25 protein-coding genes and 1 pseudogene are annotated in these 23,254 nt (G+C 71.4%); 12 read left to right on the top strand and 14 right to left on the bottom strand.

Going from position 1 to position 23,254, the window contains the following annotated elements:
• Nucleotides 1–56: 56 nt before the first annotated feature.
• From IE263_RS31835 to IE263_RS31825, 3 genes are all read right to left on the bottom strand, one after another.
• Nucleotides 57–1,208, bottom strand: coding sequence for a substrate-binding domain-containing protein (locus IE263_RS31835; RefSeq protein WP_189941291.1), 1,152 nt, complete (start codon nucleotides 1,206–1,208; stop codon nucleotides 57–59).
• A 102-nt stretch (nucleotides 1,209–1,310) separates the two neighbouring features.
• The gene (locus tag IE263_RS31830; protein WP_189941290.1) at nucleotides 1,311–1,670 is read right to left on the bottom strand and encodes a hypothetical protein; all 360 of its coding nucleotides are present in this window, start codon (nucleotides 1,668–1,670) and stop codon (nucleotides 1,311–1,313) included.
• 165 nt (nucleotides 1,671–1,835) lie between these two features.
• On the bottom strand, nucleotides 1,836–2,249 hold the full coding sequence (locus IE263_RS31825) for an arsenate reductase ArsC (protein ID WP_189941289.1): 414 nt from the start codon (nucleotides 2,247–2,249) through the stop codon (nucleotides 1,836–1,838).
• Between the two features lie 106 nt (nucleotides 2,250–2,355).
• Between IE263_RS31825 and IE263_RS31820 the strand changes: the two genes are divergently transcribed.
• Both IE263_RS31820 and IE263_RS31815 read left to right on the top strand, forming a co-directional pair.
• The gene (locus tag IE263_RS31820; RefSeq protein ID WP_189941288.1) at nucleotides 2,356–2,664 is read left to right on the top strand and encodes an ArsR/SmtB family transcription factor; all 309 of its coding nucleotides are present in this window, start codon (nucleotides 2,356–2,358) and stop codon (nucleotides 2,662–2,664) included.
• Nucleotides 2,661–3,440, top strand: coding sequence for an aquaporin (locus tag IE263_RS31815; protein ID WP_189941287.1), 780 nt, complete (start codon nucleotides 2,661–2,663; stop codon nucleotides 3,438–3,440). The genes IE263_RS31820 and IE263_RS31815 overlap by 4 nt, the downstream gene beginning before the upstream one ends.
• Nucleotides 3,441–3,467: 27 nt before the next feature.
• Here the strand turns inward: IE263_RS31815 and IE263_RS31810 are convergent, their stop codons facing one another.
• The gene (locus IE263_RS31810) at nucleotides 3,468–3,836 is read right to left on the bottom strand and encodes an ArsR/SmtB family transcription factor (protein WP_189941286.1); all 369 of its coding nucleotides are present in this window, start codon (nucleotides 3,834–3,836) and stop codon (nucleotides 3,468–3,470) included.
• Nucleotides 3,837–4,004: 168 nt separating this feature from the next.
• On the opposite strand from IE263_RS31810, the gene IE263_RS31805 reads away from it, so the two are divergent.
• The 4 genes from IE263_RS31805 to IE263_RS31790 all read left to right on the top strand — a co-directional run bounded on the left by IE263_RS31805 (nucleotide 4,005) and on the right by IE263_RS31790 (nucleotide 5,906).
• Nucleotides 4,005–4,475, top strand: a complete 471-nt coding sequence (locus tag IE263_RS31805; protein ID WP_229911283.1) for an ArsI/CadI family heavy metal resistance metalloenzyme — start codon at nucleotides 4,005–4,007, stop codon at nucleotides 4,473–4,475.
• Between the two features lie 143 nt (nucleotides 4,476–4,618).
• Nucleotides 4,619–5,038: a DUF7144 family membrane protein gene (locus IE263_RS31800; protein ID WP_189941284.1), complete on the top strand. Its 420-nt coding sequence runs from the start codon at nucleotides 4,619–4,621 to the stop codon at nucleotides 5,036–5,038.
• A gap of 221 nt (nucleotides 5,039–5,259) precedes the next feature.
• A complete protein-coding gene (locus IE263_RS31795; RefSeq protein ID WP_229911282.1) occupies nucleotides 5,260–5,664 on the top strand; it encodes an SHOCT domain-containing protein in 405 nt (134 codons plus the stop codon).
• Between the two features lie 44 nt (nucleotides 5,665–5,708).
• Nucleotides 5,709–5,906 (top strand): DUF8691 family protein, encoded by a 198-nt coding sequence (locus IE263_RS31790; protein ID WP_189941283.1) that lies wholly within the window; start codon nucleotides 5,709–5,711, stop codon nucleotides 5,904–5,906.
• A gap of 65 nt (nucleotides 5,907–5,971) precedes the next feature.
• Here the strand turns inward: IE263_RS31790 and IE263_RS31785 are convergent, their stop codons facing one another.
• From IE263_RS31785 to IE263_RS31770, 4 genes are all read right to left on the bottom strand, one after another.
• Nucleotides 5,972–8,590: a winged helix-turn-helix domain-containing protein gene (locus tag IE263_RS31785; protein ID WP_229911281.1), complete on the bottom strand. Its 2,619-nt coding sequence runs from the start codon at nucleotides 8,588–8,590 to the stop codon at nucleotides 5,972–5,974.
• A 354-nt stretch (nucleotides 8,591–8,944) separates the two neighbouring features.
• The gene (locus IE263_RS31780; RefSeq protein ID WP_189941282.1) at nucleotides 8,945–9,472 is read right to left on the bottom strand and encodes a DUF4396 domain-containing protein; all 528 of its coding nucleotides are present in this window, start codon (nucleotides 9,470–9,472) and stop codon (nucleotides 8,945–8,947) included.
• 45 nt (nucleotides 9,473–9,517) lie between these two features.
• Nucleotides 9,518–11,776 carry a heavy metal translocating P-type ATPase gene (locus IE263_RS31775; protein ID WP_189941281.1) on the bottom strand — a complete coding sequence of 753 codons (2,259 nt, stop codon included), beginning with the start codon at nucleotides 11,774–11,776 and terminating at the stop codon, nucleotides 9,518–9,520.
• Nucleotides 11,777–11,836: 60 nt separating this feature from the next.
• Nucleotides 11,837–12,121, bottom strand: coding sequence for a heavy-metal-associated domain-containing protein (locus tag IE263_RS31770; protein ID WP_189941280.1), 285 nt, complete (start codon nucleotides 12,119–12,121; stop codon nucleotides 11,837–11,839).
• A gap of 221 nt (nucleotides 12,122–12,342) precedes the next feature.
• Here IE263_RS31770 and IE263_RS31765 point away from each other — a divergent pair, with 221 nt between their 5' ends.
• Nucleotides 12,343–13,323: a DUF8832 domain-containing protein gene (locus IE263_RS31765; protein WP_189941279.1), complete on the top strand. Its 981-nt coding sequence runs from the start codon at nucleotides 12,343–12,345 to the stop codon at nucleotides 13,321–13,323.
• A 76-nt stretch (nucleotides 13,324–13,399) separates the two neighbouring features.
• Here IE263_RS31765 and IE263_RS31760 read toward each other — a convergent pair whose 3' ends face one another.
• The 3 genes from IE263_RS31760 to IE263_RS31750 all read right to left on the bottom strand — a co-directional run bounded on the left by IE263_RS31760 (nucleotide 13,400) and on the right by IE263_RS31750 (nucleotide 15,298).
• Entirely contained in the window at nucleotides 13,400–14,050 is a 651-nt protein-coding gene (locus IE263_RS31760) for a DUF305 domain-containing protein (protein ID WP_189941278.1), read from the bottom strand.
• Nucleotides 14,051–14,138: 88 nt separating this feature from the next.
• A complete protein-coding gene (locus IE263_RS31755; RefSeq protein ID WP_229911280.1) occupies nucleotides 14,139–14,552 on the bottom strand; it encodes a DUF6153 family protein in 414 nt (137 codons plus the stop codon).
• A 152-nt stretch (nucleotides 14,553–14,704) separates the two neighbouring features.
• On the bottom strand, nucleotides 14,705–15,298 hold the full coding sequence (locus tag IE263_RS31750) for a TetR/AcrR family transcriptional regulator (protein ID WP_189941277.1): 594 nt from the start codon (nucleotides 15,296–15,298) through the stop codon (nucleotides 14,705–14,707).
• A 156-nt stretch (nucleotides 15,299–15,454) separates the two neighbouring features.
• On the opposite strand from IE263_RS31750, the gene IE263_RS31745 reads away from it, so the two are divergent.
• Together IE263_RS31745 and IE263_RS31740 are read left to right on the top strand one after the other, a co-directional pair.
• On the top strand, nucleotides 15,455–16,474 hold the full coding sequence (locus IE263_RS31745; RefSeq protein WP_189941276.1) for an aldo/keto reductase: 1,020 nt from the start codon (nucleotides 15,455–15,457) through the stop codon (nucleotides 16,472–16,474).
• A gap of 54 nt (nucleotides 16,475–16,528) precedes the next feature.
• Nucleotides 16,529–17,404, top strand: a complete 876-nt coding sequence (locus tag IE263_RS31740) for an LLM class flavin-dependent oxidoreductase (RefSeq protein ID WP_189941275.1) — start codon at nucleotides 16,529–16,531, stop codon at nucleotides 17,402–17,404.
• 290 nt (nucleotides 17,405–17,694) lie between these two features.
• On the opposite strand, the gene sigJ is transcribed toward IE263_RS31740, so the two are convergent.
• Entirely contained in the window at nucleotides 17,695–18,633 is a 939-nt protein-coding gene (sigJ, locus tag IE263_RS31735) for an RNA polymerase sigma factor SigJ (RefSeq protein ID WP_189941274.1), read from the bottom strand.
• A 187-nt stretch (nucleotides 18,634–18,820) separates the two neighbouring features.
• Between sigJ and IE263_RS31730 the strand changes: the two genes are divergently transcribed.
• The 3 genes and pseudogenes from IE263_RS31730 to IE263_RS49785 all read left to right on the top strand — a co-directional run.
• Nucleotides 18,821–19,360 carry a YceI family protein gene (locus IE263_RS31730; RefSeq protein WP_189941273.1) on the top strand — a complete coding sequence of 180 codons (540 nt, stop codon included), beginning with the start codon at nucleotides 18,821–18,823 and terminating at the stop codon, nucleotides 19,358–19,360.
• A gap of 101 nt (nucleotides 19,361–19,461) precedes the next feature.
• A complete protein-coding gene (locus IE263_RS31725) occupies nucleotides 19,462–20,169 on the top strand; it encodes an AAA family ATPase (RefSeq protein WP_189941272.1) in 708 nt (235 codons plus the stop codon).
• A 121-nt stretch (nucleotides 20,170–20,290) separates the two neighbouring features.
• Nucleotides 20,291–21,016: pseudogene (locus IE263_RS49785) on the top strand (phosphatase PAP2 family protein); the annotation flags it as partial.
• On the opposite strand, the gene IE263_RS31715 reads toward IE263_RS49785, so the two are convergent.
• Both IE263_RS31715 and IE263_RS31710 read right to left on the bottom strand, forming a co-directional pair.
• The gene (locus tag IE263_RS31715) at nucleotides 20,972–21,652 is read right to left on the bottom strand and encodes a response regulator (RefSeq protein ID WP_189941271.1); all 681 of its coding nucleotides are present in this window, start codon (nucleotides 21,650–21,652) and stop codon (nucleotides 20,972–20,974) included. The pseudogene IE263_RS49785 and the gene IE263_RS31715 sit on opposite strands and share 45 nt — an antisense overlap.
• A gap of 7 nt (nucleotides 21,653–21,659) precedes the next feature.
• Complete coding sequence (locus IE263_RS31710; protein ID WP_373312140.1) at nucleotides 21,660–23,114, bottom strand: sensor histidine kinase; 1,455 nt, start codon at nucleotides 23,112–23,114, stop codon at nucleotides 21,660–21,662.
• Between the last annotated feature and the right edge of the window lie 140 nt (nucleotides 23,115–23,254).

Here is a 23,254-nt window from a genome sequence, read left to right as displayed (position 1 = left end):
CAACCGACCCCAGACCTGTCGGGCCTGGGGTCCGGCCTTCTCCTGCTGCCGCAGTTCTACGCGTCACCGCACCGCATCCCCTCCACCGCGGCGTCCCGCAGCTCCCGGCACGGGAGGAAACCCTGGCCTTCGAGGAGCTTCGAGATGCCCCGGCTGCGGAGGAAGTCCAGGAAGTTGCGGGTGAGTCCGGTCGCGTCCTCGCGGGTGTAGAGGACCTCGGAGGCCCAGAAGCCGTAGTCGCCGTCGAGGACTTCCTCCTTGGTGGGGGGAGTGGTGTTGATCGGCACGGTGCGGACGTTGGGGAAGAAGGGCAGGGCGTCCGCCTCCGCGTATCCGATGGCGTTCGGGGTGCGGTTGACGCAGTCGAGGAGCTCCGTGGTCGACTTCACCGAACAGGTTCTGGGGGCGGCCTGGGCAGTGGACTCGTTCGGCGCCTCGCCCGGTGCCGGGAGTGCGCAGTAGGCGGGGGTGCCGTGTTCGGTGCCGATCACTCTCGACTCGAAGACCTTCCGTGTGCCGGAGCCCTCCTCCCGGAGCACCGCCACAGGCGTGCTGTCGGCGAGGCGTCCGTCCGCGTCCTCGACCTTCTTCCCGGTGAAGATCCGCGCGAGCTGTTCCTGCGTCAGGCCCCGGCCCCAGAGCGACGGGCCGGCGCCCAGGTCTCTCGCCAGCTGCCGGTTGGCGACCACGGCGTAGACGACGACGCCGACACGATGGGCGTCCATGCCCTTCTCCGGTTCCTGCCCGGCCACGGTGTCCACCATGGCGATGGTCTCCGCGGCCGGGTTCTGGCGCAGTCGCGCCAGCCCCTGGTCGCTGCCGACCGCGTCCAGCGCGACCTCGGCCTGCGCGCACTGCTCCTCGTAGGCCTCCTTGACCTCGTGTGCGAGGGGTGAGAAGGCGGTCGAGCCGGTCACCGTGAGGCGGCCCGAGGAGTAGGTGGCGTTCAGCGCCAGGCTCCGGTTGGAGACGTACACCCCGCCGCCGACACCCAGCGCGACCGCGAGGACCATGGAGATGAGGGCGGCCCGTCGGCGGCGGGTCGGTCCCGCCCTGCGGATGATGCGGCCGCCCCTCAGCCTGCCGCCCGCGGTGATCTTGGGCGTCTTCCCCGAGGGGCCTGCCCCGTCGTCCTCCAGCAGCACCAGGAGGCGGAAACCTTCCCGCCGGTTGAGGGTGAAGTCCGGGAGCGTGATCGTGTCGGTCATCCGGCCCGTGGTCCGGACGGTGGCCGGCCGTGGGGCGGGGCCGGTGGCGTCCGCCGGTTCGGGCGCGGGGCGCGTGGGCAGCACCGGGCGGAGGGCTTCCTCCTACGGCTGCTTGGCGTCCCGCACCTTGTAGTGCACGACCTTCTTGCCGGCGAAGGTGAAGGTCAGCGGGGCGGCGAAGTGCTCCGGCTCCAGCGTCTGCACACCGGAGTTGCGCACTTCCAGCATGACGAGGCTGCCGTAGCGGATCGCCCGGCCCTCCCAGTGGACCTCCCACATACCGGGCCCCACCTTGCTGTTGATGGGCCCGTTGTACACCTCGCTCCAACTGATGCGCCGCCAGCCGAGGAACCGCGCCAGCAGCAGCGCCCCGAGGCTGGCGCACACGGCGCTGGTCGCGGCGCTCGCCCAGGTCGGCCCGTCGAACAGCCCGCCGAAGAAGTCGGTGATCGTCTCGAACATCTCAAGTCCCCCTGCTCGAGCGTCGATTCAGGAGCACCAGATGGTCGGGAAGCGAGGCTTCGGCGGGACGAGAGGGCGGGGTCACACGGGTGACGGGGCACGAACAAGATGGCGCGCCCCGACTCCAGACTTTCGCGACGCCCCGTTCTCGTGCCGGGCTCGTGCTCAGACCTGACGTTCCGGCGCGATCTCCTTGATCAGGCCCTCGACGAGCACCTTGATCTCGTCACGGATCGGGCGGACGGCCTCGACGCCCTGGCCCGCCGGGTCCTCCAGTTGCCAGTCCAGGTACCGCTTGCCGGGGAAGACGGGGCAGGTGTCGCCGCAGCCCATGGTGATGCAGACGTCGGACTCCTTGACCGCGTCCACGGTGAGCATCTTCGGCACCTCGGCGGAGATGTCGATGCCGACCTCGGCCATGGCCTCGACGGCGGCCGGGTTGACGTCGGCACCCGGGTCGGAGCCGGCGGAACGGACCTCGACGCGGTCCCCGGCCAGGTGGGTCAGCCACGCGGCGGCCATCTGGGAACGGCCGGCGTTGTGGACGCAGACGAACAGCACGGAGGGCTTGTCGGACATCGGGGGCTCTCTTGTCTCGCGACGGGCATCAGGTGCGAACGGCACAGGTGCGAACGGCATCGGCATGCGGTGATGTCAGCCACCGCTGATGTGAAAGTATCAGTCCATGATGACGTCAGTCGACACTGACCTGATCCGGGTGCTGGCCGACCCGCTCAGGCTGCGGATCGTGACCCTGCTCGCCGAAGAGACGCTGTGCACCACCCACCTCGTGGAGGAGACCGGTGCCCGGCAGACCAACCTCTCGAACCACCTGAGAGTGCTCCGTGAGGCCGGGGTCGTGGAGACGGAGCCGTGCGGCCGGTTCACCTACTACCGGCTCAAGCCCGACGTCATCGCCTCGCTCGCCGGTCAGTTCGCCGAACTGGCCGAGTCCGCTCGTAACGCCGCTGAGAACAAGAGGGCCTGCCCATGACCCCCGCCGAAGCTCCCGCGACCGAGGCGTCCGCGACAGCCGTGGACGAACCCGAGTCCGTCGGACCCGCCCCGGGCGCCACCCCGCCGCGCAGGCCCCTGGTCGCCCGGGTCGCCGCCGAACTGATCGGCACCGCGGCCCTCGTGACGGTCGTGGTCGGCTCCGGCATTCAGGCCACCGACCTCAGCAACGACGTGGGCGTACAGCTGCTGGCCAACTCCCTCGCCACCGTCTTCGGTCTCGGGGTCCTGATCCTCCTGCTCGGTCCGGTCTCCGGCGCGCACTTCAACCCGGTCGTCACGCTGGCCGAGTGGTGGACGGCGCGCCGCGGCGGCGCCGGCGTCACGCTGCGCGAGGCCGCCGCGTACGTGCCCGCGCAGATCGTCGGCGCGATCGCGGGCGCGATCCTGGCTGACGCGATGTTCGGCGAGCCGTTGGTGGAGTGGTCCACGCACGACCGCTCGGCGGGGCACCTGCTGCTGGGAGAGGTGGTCGCGACGGCGGGTCTGATCCTGCTGATCTTCGGTCTGGCCCGCACCGACCGCCTGCAGTTCGCGCCCGTGGCCGTCGCCTCCTACATCGGCGCCGCGTACTGGTTCACCTCGTCGACGTCGTTCGCCAACCCGGCGGTGACCATCGGCCGTGCCTTCTCCGACACCTTCGCGGGTATCGCGCCCGGCTCGGTCGCCGGGTTCATCGGCGCCCAACTCGTGGGTGCCGTCGTCGGGTCGGCCCTGGTGGCGCTCCTCTTCATGCGCCCCCGGCCGGCCGAATGACGTACGGGCCCGCCCTGCGGAGTCCGCTCAGCCCAGGGTGCCGAGCATCTGCCCCATCGCCGCCACCACCGACGGCTCCACCCGGTAGTACACCCACGTGCCTCGCCGCTCGGAGGTGAGCAGCCCGGCCTCCTTGAGCTTCTTCAGGTGGTGGGAGACGGTCGGCTGGGAGACGCCGACGTCGGAGATGTCGCAGACGCACGCCTCGCCGCCCTCGTGCGAGGCGACCAGCGAGAACAGCCGCAGGCGCACCGGGTCACCGAGCGCCTTGAACATCCGGGCGGTCTTCTCGGCCTCGTCGGCGGTCAGCGGGCGCTCGGTCAGTGGCGGGCAGCAGGGCACCGCCGACTCCGGGGCCTCGGGCTCCAGCAGCGGCAGCGCCTCAATGTTCGACATGCGTCTATGTTGACACGCCCGCGCCAGCTATTTTGATGAATGTCTATGTTGACGTTTGTCGAAGCAAGTGGGAGGCTGGCAGCAAGACATCGATGGATGTCGAAACAAAGGGTTCCCCTCGGCCTCCACCGGCGGCTGATGAACCCCACCCTCGCTAGGAGGCTCACCGTGTCATCCCGAGTACAACTGGCCCTCCGCGTCCCCGACCTCGCCGAATCCGTGGCGTTCTACACGAAGCTCTTCGGCACCGGGCCCGCCAAGCTCCGCGACGGCTACGCCAACTTCGCCGTCACCGAGCCCCCGCTCAAGCTCGTCCTGATCGAAGGCACCGCGGGCGAGGCCACGCACCTGGACCACCTCGGCGTCGAGGTCGCGACCACCGAAGCGGTCCATGCGGCGACGACCCGGCTGGGCGAGGCGGGCCTGGCCACCGACGTGGAGAGCGACACCAGCTGCTGCTACGCCCTCCAGGACAAGGTCTGGGTCCACGGGCCCGGACGGGAACCCTGGGAGGTGTACGTGGTCAAGGCCGACGCCGACACCCTGGCCAGGCACGACGGCAGCACCTGCTGCGGCGGCCCGGCCGACGCCGACGCCGACGCCGTACAGGAACCGGCCGCGGTGGGCGGCTGCTGCTGAGGTGCCGAGGGGGGTCCGGTCCGTTCCGGGACCGTCCGCCGGTCACCCGCTCAGGGTGACGACGCGGCGAGCCATGGGGCGAAGCCTGGGAGCAGTGCGGCTGTGTCCGGCAGCCCGAAGGCACGAAGGAACGGAGACCCTCCATGGCCACCTCCACACGTCACGAACGGGCGGCTGGCGCCCGTGCCGCCGCCACCGGCCTGACGCTGTTCGCCGCCGTGATGCTGTTCGTCGCCGGTGTCCTCGACCTCTTCCGGGGCATCATGGCGATCGCCCAGGACGACGTCTTCGTGACCACGCCCAACTACGTCTTCAAGTTCGACCTGACGAGCTGGGGCTGGATCCAGCTGTTCCTCGGCCTCGCCGCGATCATCGTGAGCCTCGGTCTGTTCACGACGGCCACCTGGGCCCGGGTCGTCGGTGTGGGCGTCGCGGCGCTGCTGATCATCGCCAACTTCCTGTCCATCCCGTACTACCCCGTCTGGTCGCTCACGCTGATCGCCCTGTACGGGTTCACCATCTGGGCGCTGTGCGTCGTCCAGCGCGACTCCCGGACCGGATGACTCCCGTCCGGCATCGCGATCCCGGGATCACCCGCCACGGGTGATCCCGCACGCGTTCGACGCGGCGCCGCCCGCGCCGTTGCGGCGGGACCCGTCGCCGCCCCGGCGGAGCCACCCGCACCGGGTGATGCCCGGCGCCCCACCCCGGCGCATCGTGGACCGCGTCAGGGACCACTGCCCGCCACGGCAGTCCGGCGGCGGGCCGGCGACCGGAGGCCATCGTGTCCGACTATCCCCTGCTCAACGGATTCCTCACCATGTTGTGGTTCTTCCTGTGGATCATGTGGCTGATGCTCCTGTTCCGGGTCATCACCGACATCTTCCGGGACGACGCCCTCAGCGGCTGGGGCAAGGCGGGCTGGACGCTGTTCGTGTGCGTGCTGCCCTTCCTGGGTGTCTTCGTCTATCTGATCGCCCGGGGCCGGGGGATGGGCGAGCGCGCGATCAGGCAGGCTCAGACCCAGGAGCAGGCCTTCCGCTCCTATGTGCGGGAAGCGGCCGCCGAAGCACCGGGAGCCGGGTCCAGCCGGGCGGACGAGCTCGCCAAGCTCGCCGGTCTGCACGACCACGGTCAGATCACCGACACCGAGTACGAGCAGGCGAAGGCCAAGGTGCTCGCCGCATGAGGCGTCACCTGCGAGCCCCCGCCCGACCGCGAGAGAAGTGCGCGATGCAGTACGAGATCCGCATCGACGGGCTGGTGCCGGAGACACTGGCCGAGGCCTTTCCGGAGCTGCGCCGCTTCGTCGTACCGGACCAGACCGTCCTGGTCGGTCAGGTCACCGACGAGGCTCATCTGTACGGTCTGCTGACGCGTTGCCAGTCACTGGGGCTGCACGTCGTGGAAATGCGGCGCCTGGCCGAGTGACAGCGGCCGCGGCGCCGTCACAGCAGGTGCAGTGCACGCGCCTACAGCAGGTGCGGTGCACGCGCCTACAGCAGGTGCAGTGCACGCGCCCGGCGGACCGCCTCGTTGCGCCGGGTCGCGGCGAGCTTGCGGTAGATGTTCTTCAGATGGGTCTTGACCGTGTTGACCGACAGATGAAGGTCGGCGGCGATCTCCTCCGTGGACAGCATCTGCGCCAGTCGCCCCAGGACCTCGAGTTCGCGCTCGCTGAGAGGTTCCGTGATCAGAGGTTCCGTAAGGGGGACGGGGGCCCGGTCGTGCCGGGCGGCCACCGCCGTGCGGCCCGTCACCGAGACCGGGAGCCAGGCGTGTCCCTGTGCCAGGACGGGCCGTCGGCGCAGCAGTCGTCGCAGCCAGGGGCCGGCCTCCAGGAAGGGCCGCCGCAGACGCTCGGGCCGGGCGAGCGACAGGGCTCGCGCGGTCAGGCGCTGGGCCGCGGCGTCGTCGCCCAGCGCATCGGCGGCCTGTGCCCGCGCCAGCAGCGCCCGTACGGCGACCGCGGGCCCCTCGCCCTGGACGGTGGGAAGCTCGTCGAGCAGCCGAAGCGCCTCCTCGCACGCACCGTCGGCGATCCTGGCCCGGGCCGCGGCCACCGCGCTCTGCGGCCCGGGGGAGCCGTCGCCGAGGACCTCCAGCGCGGCCTGCGGGCGGTCCGCCGCCAGATGCGCGGCGGACCTGGCGAGGGCGATCCTGTCGGCCACCCACGGCGAGGGCCGGACCACGGTCGACGGCCGTGCCAGGCCGTCGAGGGCGTCCAGAGCGGCCTGGGGGTCGCCTTCGGCCAGCCGGAGACGTGACCGCAGGAGCGTCAGCTCCGTCGTCACGATGGGATCGTGCGGGGCGGCGGAAGCGGCGGCGGCCCGGTCGAGGTGGGCGCGGGCCGTGGCGAGCTCGTCCCGGTCGACGGCGACAGCGGCCAGGACCAGCTCGGCGACCCCGGTACGGGCGGCGGGCGGCAGCCCGGAACGCTCCGCCTCGGCGATCGCCTCCCGGGCGTGCGTCTCGGCGCGGGCCGGCCGGCCGCGCAGGAAGTCGATCAGAGCCAGCCGGCTGAGGCACTCGTGCCGGGGGAACGCGGTCGACGGCCCGGCGTCGAGGTGCGCGGCGGCCGTGAGCGACGCCCGGGCGGCGTCGAAGCGTCCCGCCCACAGCTGCGCCGAGCCCAGATCCGTCAGCATCAGCGCCGTGAGCTCCGGATGCTGCGCCAGACGCTCCGGGGAGATGTCCTGCTCGGCGGCCTCCACCTCCTTCGCGGCGGCCTCCGCCAGATCGGCCGAGCCGGTCATCCGGGCGGCGAGCACCCCCAGCAGGGCGCAGCTGAGCCGCTGCGCCCCGGAGACCCGAGCGCCGTCCTCACTCAGGTGCTCCTGGACGCGGCGGAGACGCTCGAGGCCCTGATCGACGTTGTGGCGGGCCAGCTCACGGGCCGCACGCACCAGGTCCGCGGCGGGTCCGGGGGTGTCCGGGTCCATCCGGGAGAACAGCGCGTCGAGCCGCTGGGCGTCCAGTCCCGTCAGCAGCCGCCCGATCGCCAGCTCGTCGATGAACCGGGTGGCGGCCGGCTCCCAGTCACCCGCGGCCGCGGCGTGCGGCAGCGCCTCGGTGAGCAGCCGCGCCTCGCTCAGCCACCGCGCCGCCCTGCGGTGCAGTTCCGGCTCCAGTCCGGGCCGGCGGACGCGGAGGTGGACCCTGAGGATCTCGGCGAACAGCGGGTGGAGCCGGTACCACGAGTGACCCAGGGCCTCGACGAAGGCGTTCGCCCGCTGCAGTCCGGCGAGGATGGGCTCCCCGTCGTCCCTGCCGGTGAGGGCGTCGGCCAGCTCGGGGTGGATGCGCTCGAGGATGCTGCCGCGCAGCAGAAGGTCCTGCGTCTCGGCCGGCTGGGCGTCGAGCACCTCGGCGAGCAGGAAGTCCGCGAGCGTGCTCCGGCCCGCCTCGAAGCCCTTCAGAAAGGACTCCGGGTCGTCGGCCTGCTGGGCCGCGAGGATGCACAGCCGCAGTCCGGCGGCCCAGCCACCGGTCCGGTCGGCCACGGCCCGCACGGCGTCCTCCGACAGGTGCATGCCGTGCCGGCTCAGCAGCGCGGCGGTCTCCTCCGGCAGGAAGGCGAGGTCGGCGTCGCGGATGTCGGTGACCTCGTCGGCGGCGCGATAGCGGTGCAGCGGCAGCAGTGGCTCCGTACGGCTGATGATGACCAGGCGCAGCCCGCCGGCCGCGTGCCGGAGCACGAACTGCAACGCGTCCGCGACCTCCGCCGAGGAGACCACCCGGTCGAAATCGTCCAGGACGAGGACCACGGGCTCGGTGCGCCGGCTCAGCCGGGCCGCGAGTCGGGCGAGCAGCGAGTGGTCCACCTCGCCCGGGCGGGCCGGGCCGCCGGCACCGTCGACCTCGTCGGGCGGATCGGGACCCTGGCGGCGCAGTGCCTCCAGCACGTAGGTCCAGAACACCCCGGGGGCGTTGTCCTCGGGCTCCACCGTCAGCCACGCCACCCGACCCGGCGCGGCCCCGGTACGGACCCAGTCGGCCACCAGCAGCGTCTTGCCCGCCCCCGCCGGCCCGTTCACCAGCGTCAGGGGCCCCTGCACCCCCCGCGCGAGCCGCTCGGTCAGCCGCGGCCTGCGCAGGAACACCCTGGGCGGCACCGGAACGCTGAACCGTGCGGCCAGAAGAGGATCACCGGTCGGTGTCAGAGGCTCCGCCGAGGGACCTCCGCGCCCACCGGACGCCGACCCGGCGAGGCCGCTCACCGCGGCGCCTCAGCGCACGCGCCGAAACAATCACCCACTCCTCGATCCTCACCCGAAGCCCGGACACCCGCCAACGGAGAACGCCCCGCCGTACCTGATCGCTGAGGGGTGCCCCGGCCTGTCCGGCGAATCCTGCCGCGTACGCGAGGGCTACGCCCTCCCCCGCTCCCGGCTTCGCCCGAGCGGGAGAAGACCTCGCGCGTGGGCACCCCCGTCGACCCGCTCCCCGCGCCGATGAGGCGCCGTCTGTCAGTGGTAGGCGTGGACGACGGCGTGGCCCTTGCCGCGGCCGATCATCCACTTGTTCACGGGCGTGGTGATCAGGAAGGCGACCGCGAAGCCGCCGAGGAGGGCCGACCAGAACAGGCCGTCCGCCAGCTCGGCGTCCATGGCGCCCGGGGTGAACGCGATGATGGCGTTGTCGACCAGTTCCATCACGGCGATCGAAACGGTGTCGGCGGCCAGGGCCACCTTGACGGCCGACTTGAGGTCCAGCCCGGCCCGGCGTACCGCGAACAGGGTGAAGGAGTAGCCGAACAGGAACGCGAGGACGATCGCGACGGTCATGGTCGGCACGTTGCCCCAGCCGAGGGCGGTACCGATGACCATGCCGAGGATCTCGCCGATGGCGCACCCGGTCAGGCAGTGCAGCGTCGCCTTCACCGCCGTCGCCCAGGAGGCACCTCCGTGGCCCGCGTGGGAGGCGTGACCGGGGAGGTGGCCGGCGTGGGCGTCCTGGTCGTGCGGGGTTCCGGTGGGGTGATCGCTGTGGTTCATGGCTTCGTCTCCGATCCCATCGGGTTGGCCGGACGCGTGGGTGACTCAGTGGGCGGACGTGAAGGTGCGCAGACGCAGGGAGTTGGCGACCACGAAGACCGATGAGAAGGCCATGGCCGCCCCGGCGATCATGGGGTTGAGCAGGCCGGCCGCGGCGAGCGGGAGCGCGGCCACGTTGTAGGCGAAGGCCCAGAAGAGGTTGGAGCGGATGGTGCCGAGGGTGCGGCGGGCCAGGCGGATGGCGTCGGCCGCCGCGCGCAGGTCGCCTCGTACGAGGGTCAGGTCGCCGGCCTCGATGGCGGCGTCCGTGCCCGTGCCCATGGCCAGTCCCAGATCGGCCTGGGCGAGAGCGGCGGCGTCGTTGACGCCGTCACCGACCATCGCGACCGAGTGTCCCTCGCTCTGGAGCCGCTTGACGACGTCGACCTTGTCCTGCGGCAGCACCTCGGCGACGACGTCCTCGGGTGCGATGCCGACCTCGCGCGCGACGGACTCGGCCACGGCCCTGTTGTCGCCGGTCAGCAGCATCGGCCGCAGGCCGAGGGCGCGCAACCGGGTGATCGCCTCCGCGCTGGTCTCCTTCACCGCGTCGGCGATCTCCAGGACCGCCCGGGCCTCTCCGTCCCAGGCCACGGTGATCGCGGTGCGCCCCGCGGCCTCGGCTTCGGTCCTGGCCCGCACCAGGTCCTCGGGCAGTGCGATGGCCCAGTCGGCGATCAGCCGCTCCCGGCCGACAAGGACCGCGTGGCCGTCGACGATGCCCTGCACGCCGAGGCCGGGGAGGTTCGCGAAGTCCTCGGGGGTGGGCAGCGAGCCCAGCTTCTCCAGTGCCCCGTCGGCGACGGCGCGGGCGATCGGGTGCTCGGAGGCGTGCTCCAGCGCGCCGGCCAGCCGTAGGACCTCGCCCTCGTCGGTGCCGTCGGCGGCATGCACGGCCAGCAGGGTCATACGGCCCGTGGTGACGGTGCCGGTCTTGTCGAGGACGATGGTGTCGACCGTGCGGGTGGACTCCAGGACCTCCGGGCCCTTGATGAGGATGCCGAGCTGGGCACCGCGTCCGGTGCCGACCAGCAGCGCGGTCGGCGTGGCCAGGCCGAGGGCGCACGGGCAGGCGATGATCAGTACGGCGACGGCGGCGGTGAAGGCGGCCGTCAGCCCCGCGCCGTTGCCCAGCCAGAAGCCCAGCGTGCCCAGCGCGAGGGCGATCACGATCGGCACGAAGACGGCGGAGATCCGGTCCGCGAGCCGCTGCGCCGCGGCCTTGCCGTTCTGCGCGTCCTCCACCAGCTTGGCCATCCGGGCCAGTCGGGTGTCGGCGCCGACCCGGGTGGCCTCGATGACGAGGCGGCCGCCCGCGTTGATCGTGGCACCCGTGACCGCGTCGCCGACGCCCACCTCCACGGGGACGGACTCGCCGGTGAGCAGGGAGGCGTCCACGGCGGAGGAACCCTCGACGACTGTCCCGTCGGTGGCGATCTTCTCGCCCGGGCGGACGAGGAAGCGGTCCCCGACCGTCAACTCCGCTGCGGGGACGGTCTGTTCGCTGCCGTCCGAGCGCAGTACGGTGACGTCCTTCGCGCCCAGTTCCAGCAGTGCCTGCAAGGCGGCTCCCGCCTTGCGCTTGGACCGCGCCTCGAAGTACCGCCCCGCCAGGACGAAGGCGGTCACGCCGGCAGCGGCCTCCAGGTAGATGTTCCCGGCGCCGTCGCCGCGGGCGACGGTCAGCTCGAAGGGGTGGGTCATGCCGGGCGTGCCCGCGGTCCCGAGGAACAGCGCCCACAGCGACCACAGGAACGCGGCCGATGTGCCGACCGAGATCAGCGTGTCCATGGTGGCCGCGCCGTGCCGCGCGTTGGTGAACGCCGCCTTGTGGAAGGGCCATCCCGCGTACGTCACCACGGGTGCCGCGAGCGTCAGGGACAGCCACTGCCAGTACTCGAACTGCAGCGCCGGGACCATCGCCATCGCGACGACCGGGATCGCCAGCGCCACCGCGGTGACCAACCGCTCCCGCAGCGGCCGCAGTTCGTCGTCCGTCCCCGCCGTGTCGTCGCCGCTCCCGGTCCGGGTGGGTACGGGGGCGGGCTCCCGCGCGGTATAGCCGGTCGCCTCGACGGTGGCGATCAGGTCCTGGACGGACACGTCACCGCCGTAGCTGACCTTCGCCTTCTCGGTGGCGTAGTTGACGGTGGCGGTGACCCCGTCCATCCGGTTGAGCTTCTTCTCGACACGGGCGGCGCACGAGGCGCAGGTCATACCGCCGATGGCGAGCTCTACCTCGGCGCCGGTCGTGGTGGTGGTCATGGCTGCTCCTCGTCGGGTGGGCGGCCGGGACACGGTCCCGGCCGTGCGGGGGAGTGCGGGTCAGGCCCGGCCGGTCAGCCCGTAGCCGGCCTCGTCGACGGCCTCGGCGATCACCGCGTCGTCCGGCTCCGCGGTACTGCTGACGGTGACCCGGCCGGTGCCGAGGTCGACGTCGACACCGGTCACGCCGTCCAGCTCGCCGATGACCTTGGTCAGCGTGGCCTTGCAGTGGCCGCAGGTCATGCCGGAGACGGCGTACGTCGTGGTGACGCCTTCCGTGGTCGTGGTCGGGCCGGCGGTGCCGGTCGAGCAGGTGCCGTCGGCGGAGCAGCAAGACGAGGACATGGGGTTTCCTCCTGGTCGGTCGGTCGGTCGGTCGGTCGGATCGCGAGTCTCTGGCTCGGATACGGGGTGGGGGTATCCGGGTATCCGTCTCCTGTATACCCCCATGGGGTATCGAGGGCAAGCGGTGCGAGCGCTTGACTTTATACCCCCTGGGGGTATCTTGAAGTGAATCGAGGCCCCCCGCGCAAGGTCCGAGGGCCCCTCTTCTCCGGGAGGCATCCATGAAGGCCGGACTGAAGATCACCGCGTTCGCCGCAGCGCTCGCCGCGACCTTCGGCACCGCTTATGGCGTGGGCAAGGGCGTCGACCCCGTCGTCGCGGACAAGGCGCCCGCACGCCATGACAGCCACAGCGAGGAACCACCGGCGCCGGAGGAAGGCGGCGGCCACGCGGAGCACGCGTCGACCCCGGCGGCCGGCGGCCTGCAGATCTCCGAGGGCGGGTACACCCTCGACCTCAGGACCCCGAGGGTCGCGGCAGGACAGCCGACCGACCTGCGCTTCGCGATCCGGGACGGGAACGGCCGCGCCGTCACCACCTACCGACGCGAGCACGACAAGGAACTTCACCTCATCCTGGCCTCACGTGACCTGGTCACCTACCGCCACCTGCACCCCACCCGCGCCGCCGACGGCACCTGGAGCATCCCCGTCGACCTGCCCCGGGCAGGCGGCTACCGGATCTTCGCCGACTTCACCCCGGCGGCGAAGGGGGCCGAGAACCTCACCCTCGGAGCAGACCTCGCGGCCTCGGGCCCGTATGAGCCGAAGGACCTGCCCGCGCCCGCCACCACGTCCAGGACCGACGGCTACGAGGTCGAGCTGGACGGGCAGCTGCGCCCGGGCGCGGCCGGCGAACTGAAGCTGACGGTTTCCCGCGACGGCAAGCCGGTCACCGACCTCCAGCCCTACCTCGGTGCGTACGGCCACCTCGTCGCCCTGCGCTCCGGCGACCTCGCCTACCTCCACGTCCACCCGGGCGGCGAACCCGGCGACGGCGCGACCAGGCCCGGCCCGGGCATCTCGTTCACGGCCACGGCCCCCAGCAGCGGCACCTACCGCCTCTTCCTCGACTTCAAGCACGAAGGAAGCGTCCACACGGCGGCGTTCACGGTCCGCTCCGGCGGGCCGGCGGGCACGGAGGAGTCCGCCGACGGTGGGCCGACGGGCACGGAGGAGTCCGCCGACGGACATCGGCACTGAGGCGGCGCCCGGCGTAGGCACGCATCGGGGAGGGGGCGGGTCCGGTGGGGACACCGGACCCGCCCCCTCCGGCCTGTCAGCTCTTGCCGAGGAGCTTGTTCATCTCGGCGATCTCGGCGGTCTGCGCGGTGACGATGTCGCCGGCCATGGACGTGGCGGGACCGTACTCGCCCTTGTCCTTCTCGGTGGTGGCCATGTCCACGGCACCCTCGTGGTGCTCGATCATCATGGTCAGGAACATGGTGTCGAAGTCCGTGCCGGACGCCTTCTCCAGCTTGTCCATGTCCGCGCTGTCCATCATCCCGGGCATCCCCGAGTGGTCCATGCCGTGCATCGACTCCGCGGCGCTGTCGGACGACGCCGGGACGTCCTCGCCCCAGGACGTCAGCCAGCCGCTCATGGTCTTGATCTCCGGGTCCTGCGCCTTCTCGACGCGCGAGGCGAGGTCCTTGACCTCGGCTGAGGAGGCCCGGTCGGCGGCGAGCGCGGCCATCTCCAGGGCCTGCTGGTGGTGGGGGATCATGCCCTGCGCGAAGGACACGTCCTGGGCGTTGTGCGCCCCGGCCGTGGCGTCGGCGCTCGCCGACGACGACGCGGAGCTGTGGCCGCCCGCGTGCCCGGTGCCGCTGTCGTCGCCGCCGTCGCCGCAGGCGGCGAGGACGAGCGCGGCGGTGACGGACGCGGCCACCACGGCGGCGCGGCGGGTCAGGGTACGGATGTTGCGCATGCTGGAACTCCTGCTGTGCTGTGTGAAAGGGATCCGGACGTGCCGAGGCGCAGCACGCGGCTGTGCCGGTGACGTGGTGCCGTGGTGTCTAGATCCGCAGGAGCTGGAGTTCCGCCAGTGACGGTGGCGCGCGTGAGCCGTCCGGGGCTCCGGTCGCGTACGAGCGGACGGCGTCGGCGTGTACGGGGGCGGCCACCGGGCCGGGTGCGAGGGCGGGCAGAGCCGGTGCCCCGCTCACCGCGGCCGCCGCGCAGGCGGGATCGGCGTGATGGAGGGGTCCTCCGCCGCAGTGCCCGCCGTCTCCGGCGCAGTCGTCGTGAGCGCTGACCGCGGCGGCCGTCATGTGCACGGCCGTCGTGTGCTGCGGGCCGGCGTGCTCGTGGACGGTGCCCCCGGGGGCCAGGGCGTGCATGGCCAGCAACCCGGCCAGCAGCCCGAGCACGAGCAGCGCCCGCCACCGCCGCATGGGCGGTGCCTCGGGGTGCTGCTCGGCTTTCATCATCGCGGTCATCCTGGGCGGAGCCCGTGCGGCGGGCTCATGGGCGCTGTCCCCTGAGGGTACGGGCGTGCCGGTGCTCGTGTTCACCGTGCTCGGGCCGATGAGCGGGGGAGCCGCGGGCGACGCCCGGGCCGCCTCGGCTGCCCGGCCGCCGGTCAGTGCGGTCGGCGCAGTCCTGCGACGAGGAGGTCGACCAGTCGACGGGCGTCGTAGCGGGGATCGCTCTCCGCGCCGATGCAGAGGTTCCCGACGCCGCGCATGAGCTCGTAGGCCTCCAGGTCGGAGCGGATCTCGCCGGAGGCGGCCGCGGCCTCGAGCAGCTGGGTGCACACGGGCACGAGCCGGTCGAGGAAGTACGCGTGCAGCGTGTCGAAGCCGGCGTCCTCGGACTGCAGCGCGGTGGCGAGTCCGTGCTTGGTGACCAGGAAGTCGACGAAGAGGTGGATCCACCGCCCCAGTGCGGCGTATGGAGTCGCGCTGGTCGCCAGCAGGGCCGGACCGGCCTCGGCGCAGGCGTCGACCTGGTGCCGGTAGACGGCGATGATCAGATCCGCTCGCGTCGGGAAGTGGCGGTAGATCGTGCCCAGCCCGACGCCGGCCTCGGCCGCGATGGCGCGTACCGGCGCGTCCACGCCTGACGTGACGAAGACCGCGGCGGCCGCGTCGAGCAGCGTCTCCTTGTTACGCCGGGCGTCCGCCCGCTTGGACCGGGCCGCGCGCCCCGCGCCGCCCTCGTCGCTGTCGTTCACCACGCCGCTCCCCGCACAACCGATCTTGCCAAGCGGAACAACGTTCCGTATCGTTCCGGAACGAGGTTCCGCTTGCGCTCATGATGCCAGAGCGGAGGGCCTCCGACCAAGCCATGCATTGCCCCCACCCTTCATCCGCAACGGAGGAACACGGTCATGCAGTACCGCACCTTGGGCCGCACCGGTGTGCAGGTCAGCTCCCTCGCGCTCGGCGCGATGAACTTCGGCGCCATCGGGCGCACCACCCAGGAGGAGGCCACCGCCCTCGTCGACGCCGCCCTCGAGGGCGGGATCAACCTCATCGACACCGCCGACATGTACAGCGCCGGCGAGTCGGAGGAGATGGTCGGCAAGGCCATCGCCGGCCGCCGCGACGACATCGTGCTGGCCACGAAGGCCACCATGCCGATGAGCGACGAGCGCAACCATCAGGGCAGCTCGCGCCGCTGGTTGGTCACCGCGCTGGACAACAGCCTGCGCCGTCTCGGTGTCGACCACGTCGATCTCTACCAGATCCACCGATGGGACCCGCGCACCAGCGACGAGGAGACCCTGTCGGCGTTGACCGACCTGCAGCGCGCGGGAAAGATCCGCTCCTTCGGCTCCTCGACCTTCCCGGCCTACCGCGTCGTGCAGGCCCAGTGGGCCGCCCGCGAGCATCACCTGAGCCGTTACGTCACCGAACAGCCCAGCTACTCGATCCTGCAGCGCGGTATCGAGACCGACGTGCTGCCCGTGGCCGAGGAGTACGGGCTCGGGGTGCTGGTGTGGAGCCCGCTGGCCTCGGGCTGGCTGTCGGGCGCGATCCGCGCGGGCCGGGACATCGCCACCAGCCGCTCGACGTTCATGCCGGAACGGTTCGACACGACCCTCCCCGTCAACCGGGCCCGGCTCGACGCCGTCGAGCAGCTGGCCGGGGTCGCCGACGAGGCCGGCCTGACCCTGATCCAGCTCGCGCTCGGATTCGTGACCGCGCATCCCGCCGTGACCAGCGCGCTCATCGGCCCCCGCACACCGGATCACCTGCACGCGCAGCTCGCCGCCGCCGACACCGTGCTCTCCGCCGACGTGCTCGACGCGATCGACGCGATCGTCGCCCCCGGCACCGACCTGGCGCCGCACGAGAAGTACGACACTCCGCCCGCGCTGCTCGACCCGTCGCTGCGGCGCCGCTGACCGTCCGGGAGAGAGCCTCCCCTCACCGAACTCGTCGAAAGGACCAACGGCTCCATGCCCCACAGCCCCCCGCCCCGCTTCGGGATCATGACCGCCCCCATGCAGGTCGACTACCACGACGTCTTACGGGTCTGGCGCGAGGCGGACGCGATCCCGCAGATCGAGCACGCCTGGCTGTTCGATCACCTCATGCCGATCGGCGGCGACCCGGACGGGCCCGTCCACGAAGGGTGGACCCTGCTCTCCGCCCTGGCCGCCCAGACCCGGCGACTGCGGCTCGGCGTCATGGTGACCAGCAACCGGTTCCGGCCGCCCGCGATGCTGGCCAAGATCGCCACGACCGTCGACATCGTCTCCGGCGGACGGCTCGACTTCGGCATCGGCGTCGGCTCACGGCCCAGCCCTCCCCAGGCCCACCGTGAGTACGCGGCACACGGCCTGCCCTTCCACGACACCGCCCACGCCGTGGGAAGCCTCGCCGAAGCGTGCACGGTGATCCGGCGGTTGTGGACCGAGGAGAAACCGTTCGACTTCCACGGCACCTACCACCACCTCACCGGAGCGTTCGGCAACCCCAAGCCCGTCCAGCGCCCCCATCCGCCGATCCTCATCGGCGGACGCTCGTCCGCGACGCTGCGCGTGGTCGCCGAGCACGCCGACCTGTGGAACATCCCGGGCGGCGACATCGGCGACGTCGTCCGCCGCAGCGCGCTGCTGGACCGCTACTGCGCCGAGATCGGCCGCGACCCCGCCTCGATCACCCGCTCGATCCACCTGCCCGTCTCCTACGACCGGCCCGGCGTCACCCGCGACGCGATCGCCGAGGCGCTCGACGCCGGCTTCCGGCACATCGTCCTCGGACTGCCGGCGCCCTACCCCGCCGACGTCGCACGACGGGTCACTGACGAGCTCATCAGTACGTCGGCCTAGTCGCAGCGAAACCCCGGGTCAGGGACGACTTGACCGGCGGCGCCGGCTGGTCAGCTCGACGACGCCCGCCTCGTACGCGACGTCGCGGACCAGGCCCGCGGCGGCGAACGCCTGGTCGGACTGGGCCGTCTTGACCTTGACGCGGCTGGAGCCTGGACGATCGCGCCGTACGACACACCGCGATTCCCACGGACCCGTTGACCGGCGCCCCCAGTAATCGACAGCGGTCCGTACCTGCACGGAGCAGGAGAGAACTCGCCCTGCGGACCCGATTGGTGCGCAGGCGCGTGTCAGCCCGCCGTCCAGGGCCGGAGCTTGTCGGGGTTGAGTACTGCCCAGATGCGCGTGATCCGGTCGTCTGCGACGTCGAACGCCAGCACTGACACGGGGACGCCGCCCATCTGAGCCACGAGGCCAGGCTGACCGTTGACCGTGCATTCCAGGATCGTCACGTCGGGTACCGCCTCGGCCCGTTCGGCGAGGAAGCGCGCGATCTGCTCGGCGCCTTCGACCGGGTGGAGCGAGGCCGGGACTAGTCCGCCACCGTCGCCGGTCGCCGTGGCGTCGGGGGCCAGCAGGCCGATGAGGGCGTCGATGTCCTTCGCTTCCCATGCCTGCCTGAAGGCTCTGACGATGTCGGCGCGCCGGGCTGCCGGGGTCGCGGGAGCCTGCGACGCGCGCATGCGACGGCGCGCCGACGAGGCCAGCTGGCGACACGCCGCCGGCGTACGGCCGACGATCTCGGCCACTTCGGCGAAGGAGTAGCGGAAGACGTCGTGCAGGATGAACGCCACGCGCTCGGCCGGGGTCATCGATTCGAGCACGACGAGAAAGGCCATGTTGACCGACTCGTCGAGGGTGACCCGGTCGGCCGGGTCGACCGTGGCGCCGCCGCCCCACCGCCCACTGATCCACTCCGTACCGTCGGGCAGCGGCTCGGGAATCCATTCACCCACGTAGTGCTCCCGCCTGGCCCGTGCCGAGCCGAGCAGGTCGAGGCAGATGCGGCTGGCGACGGTCGTCAGCCAGCCACCGGGGGATTCGATGCCTTCCCGCTGCTGTGGGGACATGGCGTACCAGCGGGCGTAGGTCTCCTGGACGACATCCTCTGCTTCGGCCAGCGAGCCGAGGAGCCGGTACGCGAGATTGATCAGCTGACGCCGCTCGCTCATGATCGCGCTCAGGCCCGGATCCAGTCGGCCGTCTCCCGGCCCGGACGGGGTGGTCATGGTGTCGACGACTCCCTCGGTCGCATCTGCCTTCACCGGTTCGACGAGACAGCGCACCGAAATGTGAGGTCGCGGCACCGCCTCACATTCCGAGGGGCTGTGTCGTCGTACTGCTGAGACCGACACCATCCCGCAGGCCGCGACGGCCCGCATCCACGTGCTTCTTCCCTTCCAGGAGTGACCAAGCATGACGACCACGACCCAGCTCGGCGAACTGACCGGCGACTACGTCCTCGACACGGCCCACACGCGCATCGGCTTCGCCGCCCGGGCCGCGATGATCACCAAGGTGCGTGGGCAGTTCGACGAGTTCGAGGGCAGCGCGCACCTGGACGGCGACGCCCCGTCGAAGTCCACCGCCCGGCTCACGATCCGGACGAAGAGCGTCCAGACCCGTAACCCGAAGCGCGACGACCACCTGCGCGGCAACGACTTCCTGGACACGGACGGCCACCCGGCCATCACCTTCACCTCGACCCGGGTGGAGCAGGTCGACGAGACCTGCTTCAAGGTCACCGGTGATCTGACCGTCCGCGGTGTGACCAGGCCGGTCACCGTGGACTTCGAGCTGACCGGCGCCGGGAACGATCCGCGGGGTACCGTCCGGGTGGGCTTCGCGGGCAAGGCGACCATCAACCGCAAGGACTGGGGCGTCAGCGGGGGCGGGGGCCTGGTCGGCGAGAAGGTGACGCTGCAGTTCGACATCGCCGCGATCCGGCAGTCCTGACCGGCACCCGTCCCTGGCGCTGCACGGAGCACCACACCCGGAGCTGGTTCGCAACCGGGCACCTTCGCGAGCCCGACGCTCCCCCGTGGGAGACTCGACGCGTGATCATCGAACGCGCGTACGCACACGTGCCTTCGTACGGAGAGGCGGAGTGGCCCTGGTCGGTCCCCTGTGTGCGCGAACTCCTGGCGAACGGCCTGTGCTTCACCGCACCGGTGACCTTCGTCGTCGGTGAGAACGGCTCGGGAAAGTCGACGCTGGTGGAGGCGCTCGCCGAGGGCTTCGGCCTGGACTCCTGGGGCGGCTCGCACGACTGGCGCTACGCCGGCCACCGCGCCAAGTCCGTACTGGGTGAGCGCATCCGCTTCGACGCGGCACCACGCGGACGGCACATGCTCCGCTCCTGGTCCGCCCGCAAGGGATTCTTCCTCCGCGCCGAGACGGCAGTGGACGCGCTGGAGAGGGAAGGTTTCGCACCTGACTCGGTCAGCCATGGCGAGGGCTTTCTCGCGGCCTTCCGGGGCAAGTTCCTGCGGGCCGGGCTGTATGTGATGGACGAGCCGGAGGCGGCGCTGTCGTTCTCCTCCTGCCTCGAACTGATCGGCCATCTCCACCAGTTGGCGCAGAACGGCGGCCAGGTCGTCTGCGCCACCCACTCACCCCTGCTGACCGCCCTGCCGGGCGCCGACATCGTCGAGGTCGGCGACCATGGCATGCGCCGGGTGGCCTGGCACGATCTCGCGATGGTCGACCACTGGCGCCGCTACCTCGCCGACCCGCAGGCCTATCTGCGCCACGCCCTCGACTGAGATCGGCAGTTCGTGACGCGGGCCGAAGGCGCCCGCAGCCGTCAACCCTGACCATCGTCAAGGTCCGAGGTTGTCGTTCGGCTCGGGTTCTCGACTGTTCCCGCTTCTACGTTCGGGCCTCATGGAACGAGAACCACGAGAGAAGATCCGGGCCGGTCGGCTGCTCGGTGCGTTGGGTGTCCTGGGCGTGGGTGCGGGAGCGGTCGCCTGGCTCTCCCCGGGTGGGCTCGGTGAGGCCGGTGCGGTCAAGGTCACTGGCGGGGCTTCGGCGTCCGCGTACCGTTCGCTGACCGGGACGGTGGCGGATGCACCGTCGTGGCTGGGCCCCCTCCTGGAAGTGGCCACCGAGGGCAGTCTTGTGGTCCTCGGAATGGTGCTGGTCTGGATGGGGTGGACGGCAGTCCGTCGCAAAGACGCACGAGGGGTCGCCGGATCCGTGGTGACCGGCCTCGGCACCGTCGCGGCCTATGCAGTGAGCGAAGCGGTGAAGCTGGTGGTGGACGAGGAGCGGCCGTGCCGTGCGTTACGCACAGGGGCCGACCTTGTCGCGGAATGCCCCGGAGCAGGGGACTGGTCGTTCCCGAGCAACCACGCCACTCTGGCAGCCGGGTTGGCAGTCGGCCTGGCCGTGCTGTGGCGTCGCCTCGCCGCAGTCACGTTGCCGCTGGCCGCTTCCGCCGCGCTACTGCGCGTCCTGGTGGGGGTCCATTACCCGCACGATGTGCTCGCCGGCGCGATGCTCGGCGGCGCCGTGGTGGCAGCCGTGCTGCTCGCCTTCATGCCGCTTGCTCAGCGGGCGGTATCACGGCTGGGGAGTTTGCGGAGGAACGACCCCGGCCTCGTGAGCCACGACCGCGGCAGCAGCCCGGTTGTCCACGCCCAGCCTGGCCAGGATGGAACTCACGTGGGCTTTGACCGTTCCCTCCACCACACGCAGCCGCCGGGCGATCTGTCCGTTGGACAGGCCGCCCCCGAGAAAGGCCAGTACCTCCTGTTCCCGGGCCGTGAGGGCGGCGACCCGGTCACGGGCGGCGGAGCGCCGACCGGCCAGGGTGCCCGCACCCGTCGCGGCGAGGTGCGCGACGACACGGGCCGCGACTTTCGGTGACAGGTAGGCGGCGCCTTCGGCCACCGCACGGACTCCGGTGATCAGTTCCTCGGGCTCGCCCGACTTGATCAGGAAGCCTGCCGCACCACCGCCGAGTGCCTGCAGGATGTAGTCGTCCTCACCGAACGTCGTCAGCATGATGACACGCGTGGTCGGCACGGTGCCGCGGATCTCCGCCGCCGCCTCGATGCCGTTGATTCCGGGCATGCGGATGTCGAGTACGGCCACCGCTGGGCGGTGGCGCCGGACCAGTTCCACGGCGTCGCGCCCGTCCACGGCCTCGGCGACGACTTCGATGCCGGGATCCGTGGCAAGAACGGCGCGCACCCCCGCCCGGATCATCGGCTCGTCGTCGGCGATCAGCACCCGGATCATCGAACGCTCACGGGGTGAGCGTGTCCAGGGACACCAGGGTGTCCTTTCGGAAGCAGAGCCGGTAGGCGTCGCCGGACCGGTCGTCGAACCGGTCGGCCGTCATCGCGTAGTACTCGCACGTTATGCCGTCTCCTGTCGGCTCGGCAGTCAGCGGTCGGTGGTTCGTCTGCCGGTCCGGCAGGACACGCTCCACCTCGGAACGATCTTGCCCCAGCCGCAGGCGGGCATAGTCGCCCGGGTCCAGGACCGACTGCGACGCCGACAGGATTTCCCACCCCATGAGTACGCCGCTCAGCAACGCTCCCGTCACCAGGGGCACCATGACCGCGGCAACCAAGGCCCTGCCGACGCGGCGCCGAGCGCGACGATGCTCCTGCGGCAACTCGCGACCGGTCCGAGAGGCCGCGGGCGCGAGGGGCGGTGGCGGGGACGAAGATGTGTGCGGGATCCGCGCGACGACTGCGTAGCCTCCGTCGCGCGGCCCGTGGTCGAACGAACCGCCGGCCAACCGCACACGTTCTTCGAGACCGATGAGGCCACGCCTCCCACCGTGGTGCCAGGGCTGCGGGGTGGCCGCGGACGATGGCGGGCCGTTCTCCACCACGACCCTTGTTTCTGTTGCCGTGTGCGTCACGTGGACAGTCGCGCCCGCGCCGGGTGCGTGCTTGGCGACGTTGGTCAGTGCTTCCTGCACCACCCGGTGAGCCGCCCGCCTGACCACCAGCGGCAGGTCATCCGCCTCGCCGTCCATGCGCAACTCCACCGCAAGACCGGACGCGCAAGCCCCGGAGGTCAGATCCAAGAGGCTCGAGCCGTTGGGATCCGTCGGCGTGTCGTCGGTCTCCTCACGCAGGACACCGATCACCTCGCCGAGGTGCTCCACCGCGGCCGCCGCCCTGGCCCTGATGTCGCCCGCGACCGTTCGATGGTGTTCTTCAAGGCCCGGCGCCAGTTTCAGAGCGCCGGCCGACAGGGCAATCAGGCTGAGGTCATGGCCGAGTACGTCATGCATGTCCTGGGCAATACGTGCCCGCTCGCGCAGCCGGGCTTGATCAGCGATCAGCTGCTGTTCACGGTGCAGTTGCTCCGCACGCTCCCACCCGGCCCGCACGAGCTGCTGATACTGGCACCAGAACCGGCCCGCGAACCAGGGAAGCATCGTGGCGACCACCACCACTGTCACAAACCGGCCGGCCAGCGGGAGCCAGGCAGGCGCGACGGACAACGCCACCACGCCGGCCGCGGGAATCGCGACCAGAGCGAGCGCTGTCGGCGCCGTCCGTCCAGGCCGCCGTCCAGCCAGGAACGCGGCGACGGCAGTGGGGACAGCCCACCACAGGTTCACCATGCTCAGCCCGGCAGCCACCACGGCAGCCGCCGTCAGAAAGGTCCCCGGCTCAAGTGCCCGCCGCACAGCAGCGGTCCCGGTCGCAGTCCTGCCGTTGAACATCGTGCTGTCCACGGAGGAGACGGTACGGACATCAGCAGCCGTCCGACACTGCCGAAAGTCCAATCCGCGCCGGCGACCGGCGAGCACCGTGCGAACCGATGGATTCGTTCCACCGGCACCGCGCAGGCCAGGCAGCCCATCGGGTGGGGGCG

Source organism: Streptomyces aurantiogriseus, assembly GCF_014649375.1.
GTDB classification, from domain to species: Bacteria; Actinomycetota; Actinomycetes; order Streptomycetales; family Streptomycetaceae; genus Streptomyces; species Streptomyces aurantiogriseus.
Note: the sequence above shows the minus strand (reverse complement) of the source record. Positions and strands in the feature narration are given on the sequence as shown.

What these genes read in the sequence shown, in the direction of transcription:
- IE263_RS31775 (WP_189941281.1), bottom strand. Translation starts at nt 11,776, where the DNA reads ATGACCACCACCACGACCGGCGCCGAGGTAGAGCTCGCCATCGGCGGT.
- IE263_RS31745 (WP_189941276.1), top strand. Translation starts at nt 15,455, where the DNA reads ATGCAGTACCGCACCTTGGGCCGCACCGGTGTGCAGGTCAGCTCCCTC.
- IE263_RS31790 (WP_189941283.1), top strand. Translation starts at nt 5,709, where the DNA reads ATGCAGTACGAGATCCGCATCGACGGGCTGGTGCCGGAGACACTGGCC.
- IE263_RS31730 (WP_189941273.1), top strand. Translation starts at nt 18,821, where the DNA reads ATGACGACCACGACCCAGCTCGGCGAACTGACCGGCGACTACGTCCTC.
- IE263_RS31740 (WP_189941275.1), top strand. Translation starts at nt 16,529, where the DNA reads ATGCCCCACAGCCCCCCGCCCCGCTTCGGGATCATGACCGCCCCCATG.
- IE263_RS31800 (WP_189941284.1), top strand. Translation starts at nt 4,619, where the DNA reads ATGGCCACCTCCACACGTCACGAACGGGCGGCTGGCGCCCGTGCCGCC.
- IE263_RS31770 (WP_189941280.1), bottom strand. Translation starts at nt 12,121, where the DNA reads ATGTCCTCGTCTTGCTGCTCCGCCGACGGCACCTGCTCGACCGGCACC.
- IE263_RS31755 (WP_229911280.1), bottom strand. Translation starts at nt 14,552, where the DNA reads ATGATGAAAGCCGAGCAGCACCCCGAGGCACCGCCCATGCGGCGGTGG.
- IE263_RS31765 (WP_189941279.1), top strand. Translation starts at nt 12,343, where the DNA reads ATGAAGGCCGGACTGAAGATCACCGCGTTCGCCGCAGCGCTCGCCGCG.
- IE263_RS31715 (WP_189941271.1), bottom strand. Translation starts at nt 21,652, where the DNA reads ATGATCCGGGTGCTGATCGCCGACGACGAGCCGATGATCCGGGCGGGG.
- IE263_RS31830 (WP_189941290.1), bottom strand. Translation starts at nt 1,670, where the DNA reads ATGTTCGAGACGATCACCGACTTCTTCGGCGGGCTGTTCGACGGGCCG.
- IE263_RS31810 (WP_189941286.1), bottom strand. Translation starts at nt 3,836, where the DNA reads ATGTCGAACATTGAGGCGCTGCCGCTGCTGGAGCCCGAGGCCCCGGAG.
- IE263_RS31820 (WP_189941288.1), top strand. Translation starts at nt 2,356, where the DNA reads ATGATGACGTCAGTCGACACTGACCTGATCCGGGTGCTGGCCGACCCG.
- IE263_RS31780 (WP_189941282.1), bottom strand. Translation starts at nt 9,472, where the DNA reads ATGAACCACAGCGATCACCCCACCGGAACCCCGCACGACCAGGACGCC.
- IE263_RS31760 (WP_189941278.1), bottom strand. Translation starts at nt 14,050, where the DNA reads ATGCGCAACATCCGTACCCTGACCCGCCGCGCCGCCGTGGTGGCCGCG.
- IE263_RS31825 (WP_189941289.1), bottom strand. Translation starts at nt 2,249, where the DNA reads ATGTCCGACAAGCCCTCCGTGCTGTTCGTCTGCGTCCACAACGCCGGC.
- IE263_RS31815 (WP_189941287.1), top strand. Translation starts at nt 2,661, where the DNA reads ATGACCCCCGCCGAAGCTCCCGCGACCGAGGCGTCCGCGACAGCCGTG.
- IE263_RS31835 (WP_189941291.1), bottom strand. Translation starts at nt 1,208, where the DNA reads ATGACCGACACGATCACGCTCCCGGACTTCACCCTCAACCGGCGGGAA.
- sigJ (WP_189941274.1), bottom strand. Translation starts at nt 18,633, where the DNA reads ATGACCACCCCGTCCGGGCCGGGAGACGGCCGACTGGATCCGGGCCTG.